The sequence below is a fragment of the Mycobacterium basiliense genome (assembly GCF_900292015.1).
Classification (GTDB): domain Bacteria; phylum Actinomycetota; class Actinomycetes; order Mycobacteriales; family Mycobacteriaceae; genus Mycobacterium; species Mycobacterium basiliense.
Window position 1 is genome coordinate 3,589,696 of the sequence record NZ_LR130759.1, and the last position, 17,021, is coordinate 3,606,716.

The 17,021-nt window shown below is 64.7% G+C and carries 10 protein-coding genes; 3 read left to right on the forward strand and 7 right to left on the reverse strand.

Translation table 11 applies throughout. From position 1 onward, the window contains the following. Window positions 1-13: 13 nt before the first annotated feature. Window positions 14-244 (reverse strand): MbtH family protein, encoded by a 231-nt coding sequence (locus MB901379_RS15145; protein ID WP_158017406.1) that lies wholly within the window; start codon window positions 242-244, stop codon window positions 14-16. A gap of 369 nt (window positions 245-613) precedes the next feature. Here MB901379_RS15145 and pks2 point away from each other — a divergent pair, with 369 nt between their 5' ends. After that, a complete protein-coding gene (pks2, locus tag MB901379_RS15150; RefSeq protein ID WP_158017407.1) occupies window positions 614-6,922 on the forward strand; it encodes a sulfolipid-1 biosynthesis phthioceranic/hydroxyphthioceranic acid synthase in 6,309 nt (2,102 codons plus the stop codon). A 150-nt stretch (window positions 6,923-7,072) separates the two neighbouring features. Here pks2 and MB901379_RS15155 read toward each other — a convergent pair whose 3' ends face one another. Both MB901379_RS15155 and MB901379_RS15160 read right to left on the reverse strand, forming a co-directional pair. Further along, window positions 7,073-8,404 carry an RNA-dependent RNA polymerase family protein gene (locus tag MB901379_RS15155; protein ID WP_158017408.1) on the reverse strand — a complete coding sequence of 444 codons (1,332 nt, stop codon included), beginning with the start codon at window positions 8,402-8,404 and terminating at the stop codon, window positions 7,073-7,075. Continuing rightward, window positions 8,397-10,490, reverse strand: a complete 2,094-nt coding sequence (locus MB901379_RS15160) for a hypothetical protein (protein WP_158017409.1) — start codon at window positions 10,488-10,490, stop codon at window positions 8,397-8,399. The genes MB901379_RS15155 and MB901379_RS15160 overlap by 8 nt, the downstream gene beginning before the upstream one ends. 176 nt (window positions 10,491-10,666) lie before the next feature. On the opposite strand from MB901379_RS15160, the gene MB901379_RS15165 reads away from it, so the two are divergent. Together MB901379_RS15165 and MB901379_RS15170 are read left to right on the forward strand one after the other, a co-directional pair. After that, complete coding sequence (locus MB901379_RS15165) at window positions 10,667-11,443, forward strand: ribonuclease T2 family protein (RefSeq protein WP_158017410.1); 777 nt, start codon at window positions 10,667-10,669, stop codon at window positions 11,441-11,443. Between the two features lie 118 nt (window positions 11,444-11,561). Continuing rightward, window positions 11,562-12,269: a TVP38/TMEM64 family protein gene (locus tag MB901379_RS15170; RefSeq protein WP_158017411.1), complete on the forward strand. Its 708-nt coding sequence runs from the start codon at window positions 11,562-11,564 to the stop codon at window positions 12,267-12,269. Between the two features lie 92 nt (window positions 12,270-12,361). Here MB901379_RS15170 and MB901379_RS15175 read toward each other — a convergent pair whose 3' ends face one another. The 4 genes from MB901379_RS15175 to MB901379_RS15190 form a co-directional block, all read right to left on the reverse strand. Beyond that, window positions 12,362-13,930, reverse strand: coding sequence for a DHA2 family efflux MFS transporter permease subunit (locus tag MB901379_RS15175; RefSeq protein WP_232022132.1), 1,569 nt, complete (start codon window positions 13,928-13,930; stop codon window positions 12,362-12,364). Between the two features lie 14 nt (window positions 13,931-13,944). Further along, window positions 13,945-14,940, reverse strand: a complete 996-nt coding sequence (locus MB901379_RS15180) for a 4-hydroxy-2-oxovalerate aldolase (protein ID WP_269462756.1) — start codon at window positions 14,938-14,940, stop codon at window positions 13,945-13,947. A 65-nt stretch (window positions 14,941-15,005) separates the two neighbouring features. Beyond that, complete coding sequence (locus MB901379_RS15185) at window positions 15,006-15,659, reverse strand: cupin domain-containing protein (RefSeq protein WP_331852717.1); 654 nt, start codon at window positions 15,657-15,659, stop codon at window positions 15,006-15,008. A 53-nt stretch (window positions 15,660-15,712) separates the two neighbouring features. Further along, complete coding sequence (locus tag MB901379_RS15190) at window positions 15,713-16,954, reverse strand: NAD-dependent epimerase/dehydratase family protein (RefSeq protein WP_232021867.1); 1,242 nt, start codon at window positions 16,952-16,954, stop codon at window positions 15,713-15,715. Window positions 16,955-17,021 lie beyond the last annotated feature (67 nt).

Sequence of the window (17,021 nt, forward strand, 5' to 3'; positions counted from 1 at the left end):
CGGCCCACATGGTTTAGCCCTCAACGGTTTGTCCCTTTGCTAGCCGCTCGCGCAGGCTCTTCGGCCGAATGTCGGGCCAGTTCTGCTCTATGTACTCCAGACACGCAGCGCGATCCGCTTCCCCGTAGACCACCCGCCAGCCGGCCGGAACATCGGCGAAGGTCGGCCACAGACTGTGTTGTTCCTCGTCGTTGACCAGGACAACAAAGCTGCCGGCCTCGTCATCAAACGGATTAGCGCTCACCGGCTCTCCTGATCGCATAGCACAGTTGGGTTCAATGGATTACTGAAACATATTGCCAGCCCGGCCAATTGAGATTGAAACCAGCGGCATCGGCATCTCCGGCCGAAACGTCCGACACGGGATGGGACGGGCGCCCGACAAACCTAGCATCGGCCCCGGGGGTGATCCATGGGCACAGTGAACAGTCTCCAGAAAGCCATGCTTTGCGTACTGCACAACACTAGGTGCGGACGCTCACGAAAAGCAGCCAATCGCGATTCTTGCGGCTGCCGGGCGTCTACTCTTGCCTCTTCGTGGAGACCTGATGGGTACTTCGCAGCGCTTTGATGCGTTTGCTCGCCCGCCGAGCTGGAATGAGGGGTAACGGCGATGGAAACACGTGTCACACCAATTGCGGTCATCGGCATGGCTTGCCGGTTACCCGGCGGCATCGACTCCCCGGACCTGTTGTGGGAGGCGTTGCTGCGCGGCGATGACCTGGTCACCGAGATTCCGCCTGATCGTTGGGATGTCGACCAGTACTACGACCCAGAACCCAGGGTGCCTGGCCGGTCAGTATCAAAGTGGAGTGCGTGCTTGCCGAATGTGGGGGGCTTCGACTACGAGTTCTTCGGGGTGGGCAAACGGGAGGCGACGGCGATTGATCCGCAGCACCGCCTGTTGATGGAAACCTCGTGGGAAGCCGTGGAACATGCTGGCTTGGACCCGGCGTCGTTGGCCGGGTCTCAGACCGGCGTGTTCGTCGGCTTGACGCATGATGACTACACGCTGCGTCTCGCCGACGCCGACGCTTTGGCAGAGCCGTACGGATTCGCCGGCACCAATTTCAGCATGGGGTCCGGTCGGATCGCCTACGCCTTAGGGGTCCACGGACCCGCGGTCACCATGGACACCGCGTGTTCCTCCGGCCTGCTCGCAGTGCACATGGCCAGTCGCAGCCTGCACATGGGCGAAAGCGACCTCGCACTGGCTGGCGGCGCGTCGCTGATTTTGGACCCGCGGAAGCACGTCGCGGCCTCGGCCCTGGGCGTGCAGTCTGCGACCGGGCGCTGTCATGCCTTCGATGCTGCGGCGGACGGGTTTGTCAGTGGCGAGGGTTGCGCAGTGGTGTTGCTCAAGCGGTTACCCGATGCACTGCGAGACGGCGACCGTATCCTGGCCGTGATCCGCGGCACGGCCATCAACCAAGATGGCCGCACGGTCAACATCGAGACACCGTCGGTGGCTGCACAGGTCGCGGTATATCGAGCCGCATTGGCCGTAGCCGGGGTGGATGCGCGCACCGTCGGCATGGTGGAGGCGCACGGCACCGGCACACCCGTCGGTGACCCCATCGAATACGCCAGCTTGGCCCAGGTCTACGGCTGCACAGGCCCCTGCGCGCTCGGATCATTGAAGACCAATTTCGGACACACCCAGTCGGCGGCCGGCGTACTAGGGCTGATGAAGGCGGTGCTCGCCGTGCAGTATGGCGAGGTGCCGGGCAATCTACACTTCACCAGGCTACCCGACGCACTTGCCCAAATTGAGACTAATCTCTTTGTGCCGCAGGCGAACACACCGTGGCCCAACAAGTGTTACGACGCACCCCGGCGAGTGGCGGTGTCATCATATGGAATGTCGGGAACCAACGCCCACGCCATTGTTGAGCAAACTCCCGGCACTACCTTGCCGCATGCCGGAGCACTACCGCATGCCGGCGCCACCGAGTCGGGCGTGGCCGCACCCATGGTCTTTCCGGTGTCGTCCACCTCAACCGAAGGGCTGCAACAAACCTCGGCTCGACTGGCCGACTGGGTGCAAGCGCATGCCGACTCAGTGGTGCTTTCGGATCTGGGCTATACGCTGGCGCGTCGACGCGGCCGCCGGCCGATGCGAACGGCGGTCATCGCCAGTAGTCCCAACGAGTTGACCGACGGGTTGCGCGAGATCGCCGACGGTGACACGGCTTATCAGGCCGCGGTTGGCCGGGACGAATTGGGCCCGGTATGGGTGTTCTCCGGGCACGGCTCGCAGTGGACGGCGATGGGCGCGGGCCTGCTGGCCAGCGAGCCGGCGTTTGCCGCCACCGTTGCCGAAGTGGAGCCCCTGATCGCCGCCGAGGCCGGATTCTCGGTGACGGAGGCGATGACGGCGCCGCAGACCCTGACCGGCATCGAGCGGGTACAGCCCACCATCTTCACCATGCAGGTCGCGCTGGCCGCCACCATGACGTCCTATGGGGTGCGTCCCGGTGCGGTCATCGGGCACTCGCTGGGTGAGTCCGCCGCCGCCGTCGTCGCGGGAGCACTCTCCCTACAGGACGGGGTGCGCGTCGTTTGCCGTCGATCCCGGGTGATGTCGCGCATCTCCGGTACCGGTGCCATGGCGTCAGTGGAACTACCGTCCCAGCAAGTCTTTTCGGAGCTGAGAGCTTGCGACATCAAAGACGTCGTGGTCGCGGTGGTGTCCTCGCCGCAGTCAACGGTGATCGGCGGCGCAACCGAGACGGTGCGCCAGCTGGTCGCAGCATGGGAGCAACGCGACATCCTGGCACGCGAGGTTGCGATAGACATCGCGTCGCACTCTCCGCAAGTCGACCCGATCCTTGACGAGCTGGCCGAGGCATTGGCCGACCTCGCCCCATCGCCTCCCAAGGTTCCCTACTATTCGGCGACCCTGTACGACCCACGCGAGCGGCCCGCCTGCGATGCCGACTACTGGGTGCGCAACCTGCGCCACACAGTGCGGTTCTCCGCAGCGGTGCGCGCCGCACTGGACGACGGGCACCGGGTCTTCGCCGAGCTATCGCCGCATCCGCTGCTGACCCACGCCGTTGAGCAGACCGCCGGAAGCGTCGATATGCCGGTGGCCGCCTTGGCCGCCATGCGGCGGGAACATCCCCTACCGCACGGGATGCGCGGTCTACTAGCGGATTTGCACAGTGCAGGGGCCGCGGTGGACTTCTCGGTGCTCTACCCGAGCGGACGCCTGGTGGACGCGCCGCTGCCGGCGTGGACCCACGTTCACTTGCTTGTCGACGGCGACGGTCGCGGGCACCGGGCGGGCACATCAAGCGTTGCCGTGCACCCGCTGTTGGGCGCGCACGTACGGCTGCCTAAGGAGCCGGAGCGGCATGCCTGGCAGGGCGAGGTCGGAACCGCGGCACACCCCTGGCTCGGCGACCATCAAGTCCACAACGTGGCCGCTCTCCCCGGGGCCGCATACTGCGAGATGGCGCTGGCCGCAGCCCACCAAGTCCTCGGCGACACGTGCGAGGTCCATGAAATCCGTTTCGAGCAAACGCTATTGCTGGATGAAAACACTGAGGTCTCGTCCGTTGCATCGGTGGCGTCGCGCGGTGTCTTCAACTTCGTGGTGGAGACCGACCAGGATGGCGAACACACTCGCCGGGCCAGCGCTGTATTGCAGGCGGGGGCACCCGACGAGCCGCCGCCCACACACGACATGCCCGCCCTGCTCGCCGCCCATCCACGCCGGGTGGACGGCGCCCAATTGCGCGCGGGGTTCGACAACCTGGGTGTTCAGTTCGGTCCGTCTTTCGCTGGGCTTCTCGCGGCGCGCACCCACGAGGGGCCGGCCGGCAGCGTGCTGGCCGAGATCACACTGCCCGGGCCGATCCGCGCCCAGCAGAGCGCGTATCGGATTCACCCTGCGCTACTGGATGCTTGTTTCCAGTCGATCGCGGCTCATCCCGACACCCACAAGGCAGGCGGCGGAGGTCTGGCGTTGCCGCTGCGCGCGTGCCGCCTGCGCGCCTACCACCCGACCCGCGATGCGCGTTACTGCCTCACCCGGGTGACCAGGGCGGAAGCCAGTCGGGTCGAGGCCGACTTCGACGTGCTAGACGAGCACGGAACAGTCCTGCTGAGCGTGCAGGGGCTGCAACTGGGCACCGGGGTATCGGAGAACGGAAATCGCGATCGCACGCTCAACAGGCGCCTGCTGACCATCGACTGGCAGCAGCAAACACTGCCCGAGGCCGCGCGCCCAAGCCCGGCAACTTGGCTGTTGATCAACACGTCCGATGCCGGGGACCTGCTGGAAACCAGGATGACGGACGCGTTTAAAGAGCACGGCGTGCGGTGCACGACGATCTGTTGGCCGTTGGGCGCAGACCATCCGGCCGACGCCGCACCACTTGCTCACCACCTGGGCGCCGTCGGCCTTGGCGGAGTGGTCGTCGTCACATCATCAGGACACGGCGACCTCGCGGCGCAGGGTGCGCATCGGGGCCAGCAACAGGTGCGACAGCTGGTGCGCATCGCTCGCGAACTCTGCGAACTTCCTGGGGCGCCACCGCGCCTCTTCCTCGTGACCCGAAACGCGCAAACCGTGCTACCCAACGACATCCCCAACCTGGAACAGGGCGGCCTGCGGGGTCTGATGCGGGTGATCGCCGCAGAACAGCCACAATTGCGTGCCACCCAAGTCGACGTGGACGAGCAGACGGACACCGAGCAGCTGGCTCACCAACTGCTGGGAGCGTCCGACGAGGACGAAACCGCCTGGCGAAACGGCGAGTGGTACACGGCACGCTTATGCCCCGCTCCGCTGCAACCCGGGGAACGGCGAACCACGATGGTGGATCACCAGCGCGACGGTATGCGCCTGCAGATCCGTACCCCAGGTGACCTGCAAACCATGGAATTCGCCGCGTTTGACCGCGGAGCACCGGGTCCCGGCCAGATAGAGGTCGCGGTCCGAGCATCCAGCGTCAACTTCGCCGACGTCCTCATGACATTCGGCCGATACCCGAGCTTCGACGGCCGGTTGCCGCATTTGGGTACCGACTTCGTCGGCGTGGTGACCGCTGTCGGGTCGGGAGTGACCGGCCTCCAGGTCGGCGACCGCGTCGGCGGGCTGTCTGCGAACGGTTGCTGGGCGACGTTCGTCACCTGCGACGCGCGGCTTGCCACAAAGCTTCCGCCCGGACTGGCGGACGGCGATGCGGCCGCGGTGTTGACCACGTATGTCACCGCGTGGTACGGCCTGCACGAACAAGCGCGGATCTCCTCCGGCGACAAAGTGCTGATCCACTCGGCCACCGGCGGGGTGGGACAGGCGGCGATAGCGATAGCCCGAAGGGCAGGCGCCGAGATCTTCGCCACCGCCGGCAACGCACAGCGTCGAGACTCGTTGCGCAAGATGGGCATTGAACATGTCTACGACTCGCGCAGCGTCGAGTTCGCCGAGCAGATCCGCAGCGACACCAACGGATATGGCGTGGATATCGTGCTCAATTCTCTGCCTGGCACCGCACAAAGCGCCGGCCTGGAATTGCTGGCATTCGGTGGACGATTCGTCGAGATCGGCAAGCGCGACATCTACGGTGACACGTGGCTGGGGCTCTTCCCGTTTCGTCGCAACCTCACGTTCTACGCCGTCGACGTGGGCTTGATGGCAGACACGCACCCGGAAAGGGTCCGCGACCTGGTGTCCACGGTATTCAAGCTCACCGCGGATGGTGACCTGCAGCTGCCGGAAAGCACCCACTTCCCGCTTGCCGAAGCGAGCACCGCGATCCGACAGATGAGTGCCGCCGAGCACACCGGCAAACTCGTCCTCGACGTCACGCACACCGGGCAGAGCAGCGTGGTGGTTCCCTCGGAGCAGGTCCAGGTTTTCCGGCCCGACGGCGCGTATGTCATCACCGGCGGACTGGGTGGTCTCGGGTTGTTCCTGGCCGAGCAGATGGCCGCGGCGGGCTGCGGTCGCATCGTGCTCAGCTCCCGCTCCCAACCCACCCCGAAAACTCAGCAAGCGATCGATGAGCTCCGCGCCACCGGGTCAGACATCGTGGTGGAGTGCGGCGACATCGCCACGGCCGAAACTGCGGAACGTTTGGTGTCGGTGGCGACAGCCACCGGGCTTCCCGTGCGCGGCGTGCTGCACGCGGCCGCGGTGGTCGAGGACGCCACGCTCAGCAACATCTCCGACGAGCTGATTGAGCACGACTGGTCTCCGAAGGTCGACGGCGCCTGGAACTTGCATCAGGCGACTGCCGGCCAACCGGTGGACTGGTTCTGTTTGTTCTCCTCGGCGGCCGCTCTGGTGGGTTCACCGGGTCAGGGCGCCTACGCCGCGGCCAACAGCTGGCTGGACGCCTTCGCCCATTGGCGTCGGGCCCAGGGTCTGCCGGCCACCGCGATCGCCTGGGGCGCGTGGGGCGAGATCGGGCGAGCCACGGAACTGGCGGAGAAAACCGCTGCGATCACTCCTGACGAGGGCGCGTACGCGTTTGCGACACTGCTGCGCCACAATCGCGCCTACTCCGGGTATGCGCCGATGATGGGAACGGCGTGGTTGGCCGACTTCGCGCAACGCAGCCCGTTCGCTCGTTTGTTCCAATCGATGGAGCAATCCGGTACGAACACAAGCAAATTCCGCTTGGAATTGAACGCGCTGCCGCCAGATGAGCGGCCCGCCCGGCTGCGACGTCTGGTCGCCGACCAGATCAACCTGATTTTGCGGCGCGCTGTCGATCCGGACCGTCCCCTGTTGGAGTACGGCCTTGACTCGCTGGGCTTCCTTGAGCTGCGCAACCGGATCGAGGCAGAGACGGGAGTGCGCATCAACCCCGACGCTGCTGTGACGGTTCGTGGCTTGGCGGAGCTGCTGTGCGACAAGTTGGTGGATCAGCAAGACGCGGATCAAGCGGTGTCGGCCACGGTCTGATCGTCGGCCTTGGGTCGGCGTGCAAGAGAGGGCGCGGGCAAAAACGGAAAAAGTGAGGGACCGAAAGCCGCAGCCTCTGTGGTCCTTCGCAAGTAACCGCGTTGAAGCGGGATCCGCGCCCCCTCCGATGATCGAACCGGATGCCGGTGTTCAGCGCAAGTTTCGCAGGTGTACCAGCGACACCAGGCCCATTTCGTGTCGTAACAGCGCAGGCGACAGCAGCCGGAATCCACGCACGCCGGGGCGTCCCGTTGCGCACTGCACGATCTTTCGCACAATCCGGAAGTCCAGGTCCTTGAGAACCCCTCGATCGGTCGTCGTGTCGAGCAATGCGGATAGGCCGGGAACCGCAAACGGGTTCGTGTCGTCCAGCATCACGTTCGCGGTCAACACCAGATGACGGGCTCGCTCGTGGGCCGACAACGGCGAAATAGCCGATGCGGCCGCATCGATGCGGGTCGCAACGCGCTCGATGAAGCGGCGCAGCCGATGTGGCGCCAACGTCAGGGTTCCGGTGTGACCGACGGATAGGCCAAGGCAGTCGATCCGGTTGCGCCCGCGATAGCGCGGGTCCTGCACCGACGGTTGGCCATGTCCGCTTAGGGCGGTGCGAAGCTCTTTATCAAGTTTGCGTTTCACGCCTAGATCATCGAGCAGCGCATCGATCCGCGTATCCGCCTCGTGCAGTGCGGCGAGGCCGGGATGAGCAATCAGAAAGTCGTCGTTATATCGGGCGTAGAAGATGCCTTCTATCTCGACGATCGCCCGGTCCATCGGCACCACAGCCAGGTTTCCGAGCAGGGGCACCAGCGGGGTTCCCATCGCGGCGCCGTGCAGGCGGGTGAACTGTGTCCCGTTCTGATCCCGCACAACGGGGCGCGCCAGGGAGGTGATGAGGCTCCACGCGTTCGACCCGATAGTCCCGGTTGGGCTGCCAAGGGCGGCGACCTCGCGCACGACGCGCCAAATCGCCGCGTGGGGACCGACCGGCAAGTTGTCCCCATAGTGCTCGAAATCCGACTGCAGGACATAAAGCGGTGGGCCCTGTGCCCCGACCCGCTTGCGATGTGCACGCACGAAAGCGCCAAGAGCCCGCACGGCTTCCGCGTTCGTCGAACCGGGCAGGTAGGAGTAGACCCCGGGTAGTCCATAGCAGCGCGCATTATGGGAAAGCAGCTGGTAGAGGGCCGCACCCACCACATGGTCGACGAAGGACGGCGTATGGGCGGCGCGACGCTTGCCTTTGGTTTCCAAATACCAGAGGTCGACCGGCTCCGGGCGGTATCGACCCTTGGCAACACTTTGCGCAATGGCGCGGGAGAGGCTTCGCCGTTGGGTCGCGGTGCCGAAATAGCTGACACCTCCCCCGGCCTCACCGAAGGCCAATCCACGCTCCCGCTTCTTGGCGAAGATCCGCAGAATCGTGTCTTCATAGGTTCTGGGGTCTGCCAGGTGTCGTTCGATATCGACGGGTTCAGCCATCGCCGACACTCTCTGCGATTTCCTTTGTTCCCCAGGCGATATGCCACATCCGTACGACATGGAGCCACCGCTTGAACAGTGCGGGTTGGGGATCACGAGGCAGCACAAGCAGCAGACGCAACCGTCCCCGCCGGTAGATCGGCGTGAGCCCGCGACCCGACAACGGGACCACACTGACGCCACCCTCTAGGCTCATGGCCGCCGTCGGTAGGGCTTGTGCGAGCAGACCCTGTTCGAGGTCACGCATGTCACGTGATCCGTCCAGCGTTGCCACGTCGAAGACGATGCCGTCCGGGAACAGCGTACGAAATTCGCAGCGCAGGTCTTCCAGACTCTCCGGCGCCGCCAGGTTGCCGTCGTTTGGCGGTATCCATTTCTCGGTGACGAGTCGGTCCAGCGCGCCGCGCCCGGTCACCATGGGCGCCGACAGGCGAGCGCCGTGGTGCGCCGCACCGCCGGTGGCGGTTTGCAGCATCAGATGATGTTCGGGCGGCAGATCGCCGTTTGCGGATCGCTGATAGTAGACCAGCGCCGTCGGCGACCGGAACGCGAAATGTCCGTGATCGCCGAAGGTTTGCCGCATCAAACTCATCGCCGCGGATCGCTGCTTGGGCGTGATCGATTTCGCCAGGGCGATCGCGCCGACGTGCACCGGTCCCGGTTCGTGAGCAAGTGAGCGTATCCAGTCCCCTAATGTCAGCAGCGTGGGCAATGGGGGTGGTCGGCGGTCCCAAAAGTGCTGAACGTTGATCAACACGATGAGCTCGGTGGTCAGCGCGGCCGTGATTTGAATGAGGTCGGAGGCGGGATTGCGATCCATCCAGACCAGCCACAGCAGCACGGCCAGCAACCCGAGGGAGGCGATGTGGGTGCCGGAATGACCTTCGGCGAACAGCCGGATCTGATAGCTACCGATCACGCTGCGGACGACAAAGAGCGGTAGCAGCGCAAGCAAGAAGCTGAAAGGCACATCGTGTAGGACGAACATGGCGAGCGCGGCGGCAAGCGACCAGAAAAACACTCCGATGGCCGGCATCACCCATAGCAGCTTGTGAAAGAAGTAGACGCGAAATTCGGCAAGGGCCGGATTGCTGCGCAGCCGGACGAAATCGAAATAGAACAGGCCCGCGCCCTCGTATGCGCCGCACAGCAGCGGTAGGACCAGATAGAAAAACTGGAACGCATCGACATGCCGCCAGGCCGAAACCCCCGCGGTGAGGTCGAAGGACCGGGTACTCGTCCCGTATACGCCGACGATGGCGAGAACGAGCACGGCGTCGAGGCGCAGCGCGAGTCCGCACAGCGCTGTCTGCACTCCCTGCCAGAGTGGGATTTTGGGAAGCAGCCGCCAGACGGCGTAAGCAGCCTGCCCGGTGCGCGGCCAAAGTCCGGTCAGCCGATAGACCTCGAGCGTGTAGTGAACGGTGATCCAGATGCCGATCGCGTTCGATGCAATGATCGCGACGATGATCGCAGTGGTCGGATAGTAGTAGAAGCCCACGGTGAGCAGCCCGAGCTGCACGAGGGTCCGCGCGAACATTGACCAAATCGGTCGGTAGATGCGTCGCGTGGCGTATACACCGGAATGAATCACGCGGACGGGAAATCCGATCGCCAGCTCGAGAACGACCAGAAACGCATACACCTGGGCGACGGGATCATGCCCGGAGGGGCGCAGGACCACCAGGGCGGCACCGACCGCGCTGGCCAGAGTCAGGGCGGCGAACAACGAAAGGACAAGCCAGCGACCAATTTCGGTTTCGGCCGCATCGCGTTCCCCGGCCAGGAAGAACCCCCTGATTCGCTCCCGCATGACCTCGAGAAGCCCCCACCATCCACCTCCGACGACCATGCTGGCGATCCGCAGCACCATGACCGTGTAGGCCGCCAGCCCACCCAGACTGGAGATGAGGATCAAGAACTCGAGGACGTGGACGGCGAATCGCGCCGTGGCGATCAGCAGCGTGAACCGCAGTCGATAGCCGAAGTAGGCGAAAAGCTTGCCGGTGAGCAGGCTCGTGTAGAGCGAGACGGAGCGATTTTCCCGGCGTCCCGCGTGCTCGAACCAGCGGTCGATATCGTTCACTAGACAGATTCTCGGTGAGGTGCGCCAAACACGGTGCCGCCTTGGAGCCAAGAATGCGGCTCACCAATCCGCGGCGATCGTCCAACGCGGCCGAGTGGTCGTGGAAAGCTGTACCTCGTTGTGCGTCTAGCCGAGCGTGGACGTCCCCCGCTCGGCGTTGTTGAGAAGAGTGCACCATGCAACTGCGACGAGGCGACGCGGCCGTCTTCTCCGTGTCGGCCGGACTGACGGTGATCGTCGCGGCGGCCGTCGCCTTCAGCGTGCTCGTCCTGGATCGTTCTGGGGGGTCGCGCGCCAACCAACCCGGGACCAGCAGCTCTAGCCTGCTCGTGGTGACCTGGGGACCCAGCCTTTGCCAGGTTGCCCCGTCCAACGCCGGATGCAAAGACGGTCATGTAGACACATTGGGGCGGAAGCTGCTGCTGCACGGACTTTGGCCTCAGCCGGCAACCGAACAATTCTGCGGCATGCCAAGGGCGGTCGCCCATCGGGCCCGCGATCTAAAAGACATGCGGTCCCTCAATCTGCCCGCCGACGTGCAAACGAAGTTGCAGTCGATGATGTCTGACGTTGCGGTATTGGCTCCCCATGAGTGGTACGCGCACGGCACCTGTTCCGGTGTCACCCCGGCGGTGTATTTCCGCGACGCCGCCACGCTCGCCGAGCAGGCCGGCAAGATCCTCAACCCGGTCTTCGAGACGGTTGGAGACCGACGATTGTCGCTTCGCACGGTGCGTGACCGGTTCGACGCCGAGTTCGGCGGGGGGGCGGGAGACCGCGTCGGCCTTACGTGTCGCGACGTGGACGGGGAAGAAATCGTCATTTATGAGGTGCACCTGTCGCTTCCTCCGATCGTCGATTTCGGAGCCACTGAGAACACCGTGTCGCTGAGGGACTTGCTCGTCAAAGGCCCAACGATATCCGCTGGGTGTCGGCGCGGGCGGGTTCCGTGAGGAAACTGGTCGTGTTTTCCCGACGACCGGTAGCTCAGAGCCGTTGGCAGCCAGGACAGTGACTCACCGCAAGCCAGATTCACCGGCGTCTGCGTGGTGCGGCAGGATAGCGGTCATCATGATCGACAGCGGAACAACGGCCGGCCGCCGCCGGCGCCATGTGCTGCGACTGGCCCTGTTCGCCGGCTTGTTGCTGGGGCTGTTCTATCTGGTGGCGGTGGCGGGGGTCATCGACATCGACGCGGTCCGCGGCGTGATCAAGGCGACCGGTCCGCTGGCGCCGCTCACGTATGTCGCAGTGTCGGCCGCACTAGGGGCGGTGTTTGTCCCGGGCCCGATCCTGGCCGCGTGCAGTGGTGTGCTGTTCGGCCCGGTACTAGGCACATTCGTGACGGTGGGCGCGGCGATGGGCACCGCCATTCTCGCCAGCCTGCTCGGCCGGCACGCCGGCCGTGACGGCGCGCGGGCACTGCTGGGTCCCGATCGGGCCGATCGTCTGGACGCGCAGATCGAACGGCATGGATTGTGGGCGGTGGTCGGTCAGCGCTTCGTCCCCGGCATCTCGGACGCGTTGTCCTCCTACACGTTCGGTGCGTTCGGCGTTCCGATGTGGCAGATGGTTGCCGGGTCCTTCATCGGGTCGCTGCCGCGCGGCTTCGCCTACACCGCGCTGGGTGCGTCAATCACTCACCCGTCGTCGCCGCTGGCGTACGCGGCGCTGGTGGTGTGGTGTCTGACCGCCATCGTCGGGGTGATCGCCGCGCGACGCGGCTATCGGGCTTGGCGCACGCGCCCAGAGCGCCTCGAGCCGGCGGGTTCGGCATAGGTTCGATTGCGACCCATGGCGGCCCCCAACGGGACCCGCACGCGCATTGCTCCTGGCGATGCACATCACCGATGACATGGGCTGGCGCGGGGCTACGCCACCGATGGCTCAATGGGCGTCGCGTCCACCCTGGTCGCGGGCCTCTTCGGTAGGAACGAGGCGGGGATAGCGGTCGCGGCGAGAACGATCATGGCGATCACGAACACACCGGTGTATGCGTGCGATGTTTCGTTGCCGACGTGCGCCAGCAGGTCCGGGGCCTGCACTTGCGACGACAGCGTGACCGGGTCGGGCGACAGGCCCTGGCCGACGGCGTCTTCGGCGAGTGAATCCGCTGGGCCAACCGCGGCGCCGCGTCCTTTGCCATCGAACCTGCTGGTGAGGATAACCGACATCAGTGCCGTGCCAATCGAAGCGGCGATATTGTGATTGACATTGAATAGCGTTGATCCGTGGGCTATTTCGCTCGAATCCAGTGTGTGTACGGCCGCCCAGGAGACCGGGGTTATCATGCATCCGCTGCCGACGCCGAACAGCGCGAGCCCGGCCAGCAGCACCGGCAGGTTCACCTGGTCCCGACTCATCCCGTAGACAAAAACACCCAACCCCAGAACGGCCAAGGTGGTGCCCATCAGCACCACGCCGTACGGTCCGTGTTTTTCCAACAGGCGCCCCACCGTCGGCATCACCGCGGCGGCGGCCAGGGTTTGCGGAAGCAGAAGAAGCGCAGACTGCGACGGTGTCTTGGAAAGCACCTCTTGGAAGTACGCGGGAAACAACAGGCAGCTGCCGAAAAAGGTGATGGCGAACAGGAATCGGATCGCATTGGCCGCCGCCACCTGCTGATGTTTGAGCAGACGCAAATCGATCAGCGCACCATCGGCCCGGCGCCGCGAGTGGACTACGAAAGCGACGACCAGCGTCAAGCCACCGGCTACCGGAAGCCAGATGTGCGGGTCGGTGATCTTGCCACGCTGTGGAAGCAGCGACACGCCGTAGAGAAACAGCACCAACCCGGGTGACAGGACCAGCATGCCGATCACATCGATCGGCTCCGCTGGCAGCGGAACATCCCGGGGCAGAACCGATCCCGCCAGCACCAACGCGAGCAGCCCGATCGGGAGGTTGATCAAAAAAATCCACTGCCAGCCGAATGAGTCGATCAGCCAGCCGCCGAGAATTGGCCCACAGATCGGGGCCAACAAGACGGGGACGATGCTGATGGTCAGCACCCGGCTCAAGCGATCAGGACCGGCTGCGCGGGCCAGAATGATGAGCTGTAGCGGCATGAGCATTCCGCCGCCAAGCCCCTGCAGAGCCCGAAATGCCACCAGCAACGTGATGTTCGGCGCCAGCGCGCACAGCAATGATCCCAACGAAAACAGCAGCACCGACCCCAGAACGAGCCGCTTGGTCCCCATCCGGTTGGCCACGCAGCCGGTCAGCGGGATCACCGCCGCCAGCGCCAAGGTATAGGCGGTCATGGTCCACGCGACCACGGCTTGCGTCGAGGAAAATTCGACGATGAAGGTCCGCTGCGCCACATTGACGACCGTGGCGTCGAGGGTCACCATCACCGGGAGCAGCGTGCACGCCACCGTGATCATCAGAAGTCGGGAGTCCAGCGGGCCGGGCTGGTCGCCGGTTTGTGCCGATTTCACTGTGGACAATGGGCTCAAGTCCGCATCCCGGCCACCGCCAGCTCGATGTCCTCCGAGGAAAGGAAAGGCACCTCAGCGTTTTTCGCGATCTCCCGAATGACACGGGAAACCGAAAGACTCGCGTTGTCCGCCGATGTGCGAATGTGCTCGACTTGCAGCGAATCGAGGCGGTGGATGCCAAAGGAGATCTCCCACGGGTCGATGCCGTACTCCCTAGGAGCGCGTCCGAGCAGGCGTGACCGCGCGGCGTCTAGAATTCTATCCAGATCGATTCCGGCCAGGTGTCCGCGCCGTTGCAGCGCGGCAATGAGGCACTCGGTCTGGCAATTCCCCGCCCCGCGGCCCAGGCCCATCAGTGTTCCGTCCAGGAAATCGGCTCCGGCTTCGAATGCCTCCAACGCGTTCGCGACGGCCATGCCGAGATTATTGTGCCCGTGGTAGCCGACCGTGACATCGCTTGCGGCTCGGATGGCCTCTACGTAGCGGCGCACGTCCTCGGGGAGGAATGTTCCCGTCGTATCCACCACATAGACGATGCGGACGCCCATTTCGCCGGCCCGTTTGGCGACACTCGCCAGCAGATCCGGCGTCAAGAGGTGGGACGCCACCAACTGAATAGTTAGCTCAAGGCCCTTGGACTGGGCGCGCTCAACAAAGGGCACCACCTTCTCAAATTCGGTGGCCAACGCACAGATACGCAGAAAGTCCAGGTAGTCAGCGGCCAAGTCCACCGTTTCGATCGGCGCCACGCTGGCGAGAACTACGGCGCCCAGTTTCGAGTTTCGCACCGCGGCACGTCCGGTACGGAAGTATTCCTCGTCCGTTTGAGCGGCCAGGCCCTGGGCGGCCGTGGCGCCGGTGGTCATGCCATGGCCGATTTCAATGTAGGGAATGCCCGCGGCGTCCAGATCTTGCACGATGCTTCGGACATCGTCAATGGTGTAGCCGAAGTTCACCGCGTAGCTTCCGTCACGCATGGTGGTGTCGAGGATGGTCGGTTCTCTTTTCACGTGTCTACTCCTAGTTCGGGTATTTCGGGTGTGTGGATTTCCGGATCGATCGCGGCATTCCGCGTTCAGGGCTGGTATCGATCAACGTCCGCGCACTGGCGATGACCCGATCGAAACCGAAGCGGGCCAAAGGCAATGGAAATCCGCGCCCGGACCGATCCGGTCGTGGTTCGGCTCCCGGAAGACGCCCTCCGGCAGCGAGTCGAGCGCGAAACGTGTGCGCCCACAGACGGTGTAGCGATCCGCGGCGCAGAATCGTCGGACGAGGCGGTGTGTGCCGGTCGTCGTGACGGGATCATCAGCGGTGGTTTTGTGGGCTGGTCGCATTCCGGTGCGTAGGCGGGACCGCAGGCGCACAGAAATGCCAACGGAATTCGACCGAGATTGCGGATCTTTTGCGGGACTCCGGCCGGTATCCAGACCGCATCGCCGGCCCGCACCTCCCGCGCTTCGTCTTCTACCATGACAAGTCCGCGGCCCGAGAGAATGAAATAGATCTCATCGGTGGCCGTCAATCGATGCCATACGGTCTCCTCGCCGACCGCCACGGTCGCATGGGCCAGGCTGACCGAGGTGATGCCCACATTGGTCCGGTCCGCCAGGAGCCGGATCTCCGACAAGTCCGCGGCGACAAACGGCACTGCCTCCCTGACACTGCTTACGAACATCGTTTGCTTCTCCAACCTTGGACTTGCGGGTTTCTGCGGGACACTAGTCATTGTGATGAACGAAATTGCTTAAGCAGAAACACATTTCGTCTATCGTGGAACGGCTAGACGGTTGCTCGCGCGGTCACGGGGACCCGGAAGTCGCCCTCCGCGTGAAACACGCCCAGGTGGTACTGGCTACTGGCGTATGCCTTGGACCCCACCAGCTGTGACATCGGTGTGTGCACCGACTCCCCGCTGGCCAGCCGGGCGGCAATCGCATCCAGGTCGAAGCGCGGACGCCAGCCCAAGTGGTGTCGAGCCCGCGCGTTGACATACACCCGATCCACGGTGTCGGGAAAGCGCCATCCGAGTTCCTGCCAGATGGCCGCGGCCAGCGGTGCCCGGCGCGCGAATGCCGATGCCGCGTCGGTGCGCAGCTGCGCCATGTCCGCCCGGGTGAAGGGAGTGGTGGCGGAGACGATATAGCGGCCGAACCCGAGATGGGGTGCCCGTTGTGCCGCTTTGAGATGGGCGTCGACGGCGTCTTCGAGCGCGACCCGACGGCACGCGTATTCGTTGGCCTTGATGTTGTCTTCGCTGCGTCCGCCGTACAGGTGTGGCATGTCGTCGCCCTCAACGAAAAACCGCGAAGCGCGCAGTACCACGCATGCCAGGCCGTTGTTGCGATGCGCCAACTGGCAGAGGTCCTCGGCGCTGGCTTTGGTGACACCGTAGATGTTCTTGGGTACCGGTGTGACGGACTCGTCGATCCAGGCCGCCGGCTCGCCGGTCGGCGGAATGAGCGCATCCCCGAAAACCGTTGTCGAGGAGGTCATTACGAAGGCGCGAACATTAGCGGCCACGGCGGCGTCAAGCACGGCCTGGGTTCCGATGATGTTGGTGTCCAGAAATTCCCTACCGGGCACGAAGGCCAACTGTGGCTTGTGCTGGGCAGCGGCGTGAAACACCGCCTCGACACCGGTCATCACCTCGCGCATCAGGTCTGGATCCGTGACGGGACCAACAACGCTGGTGTGCCGCGAAGGCCGGCTGTCCAGGCTGACGACGTCCGCGCCGCGCGCGCGGAGTGTGCGCACCAACGCCTCGCCAAGGTGACCAGAGCTGCCGGTGACAAGTACTCGCCTGCCGCTCTCGGCCGCGATGGTCGGCGCGCCGCCCACCCGTCGGACCACCGAGCTGGGATGACCGGTGTTCCGGTGGCAAGTTTCCGTCCGACGGGCCGAGAGAACCCCTTTGCTACGCGGGGCACCGCCCGAATCACCGAGGGGCGACACCAAGTCGAGCACCTGCAATGTGCTGGCTGCGGCCACCCGTGTCTCGGGTGGTGACGTGACGAAATGCATGTGCCGATCTCCCTTTCCGCCAGCTCAGCGACTTGATGTGCGCCCTCCGACACCGTCAGGTGGTCGG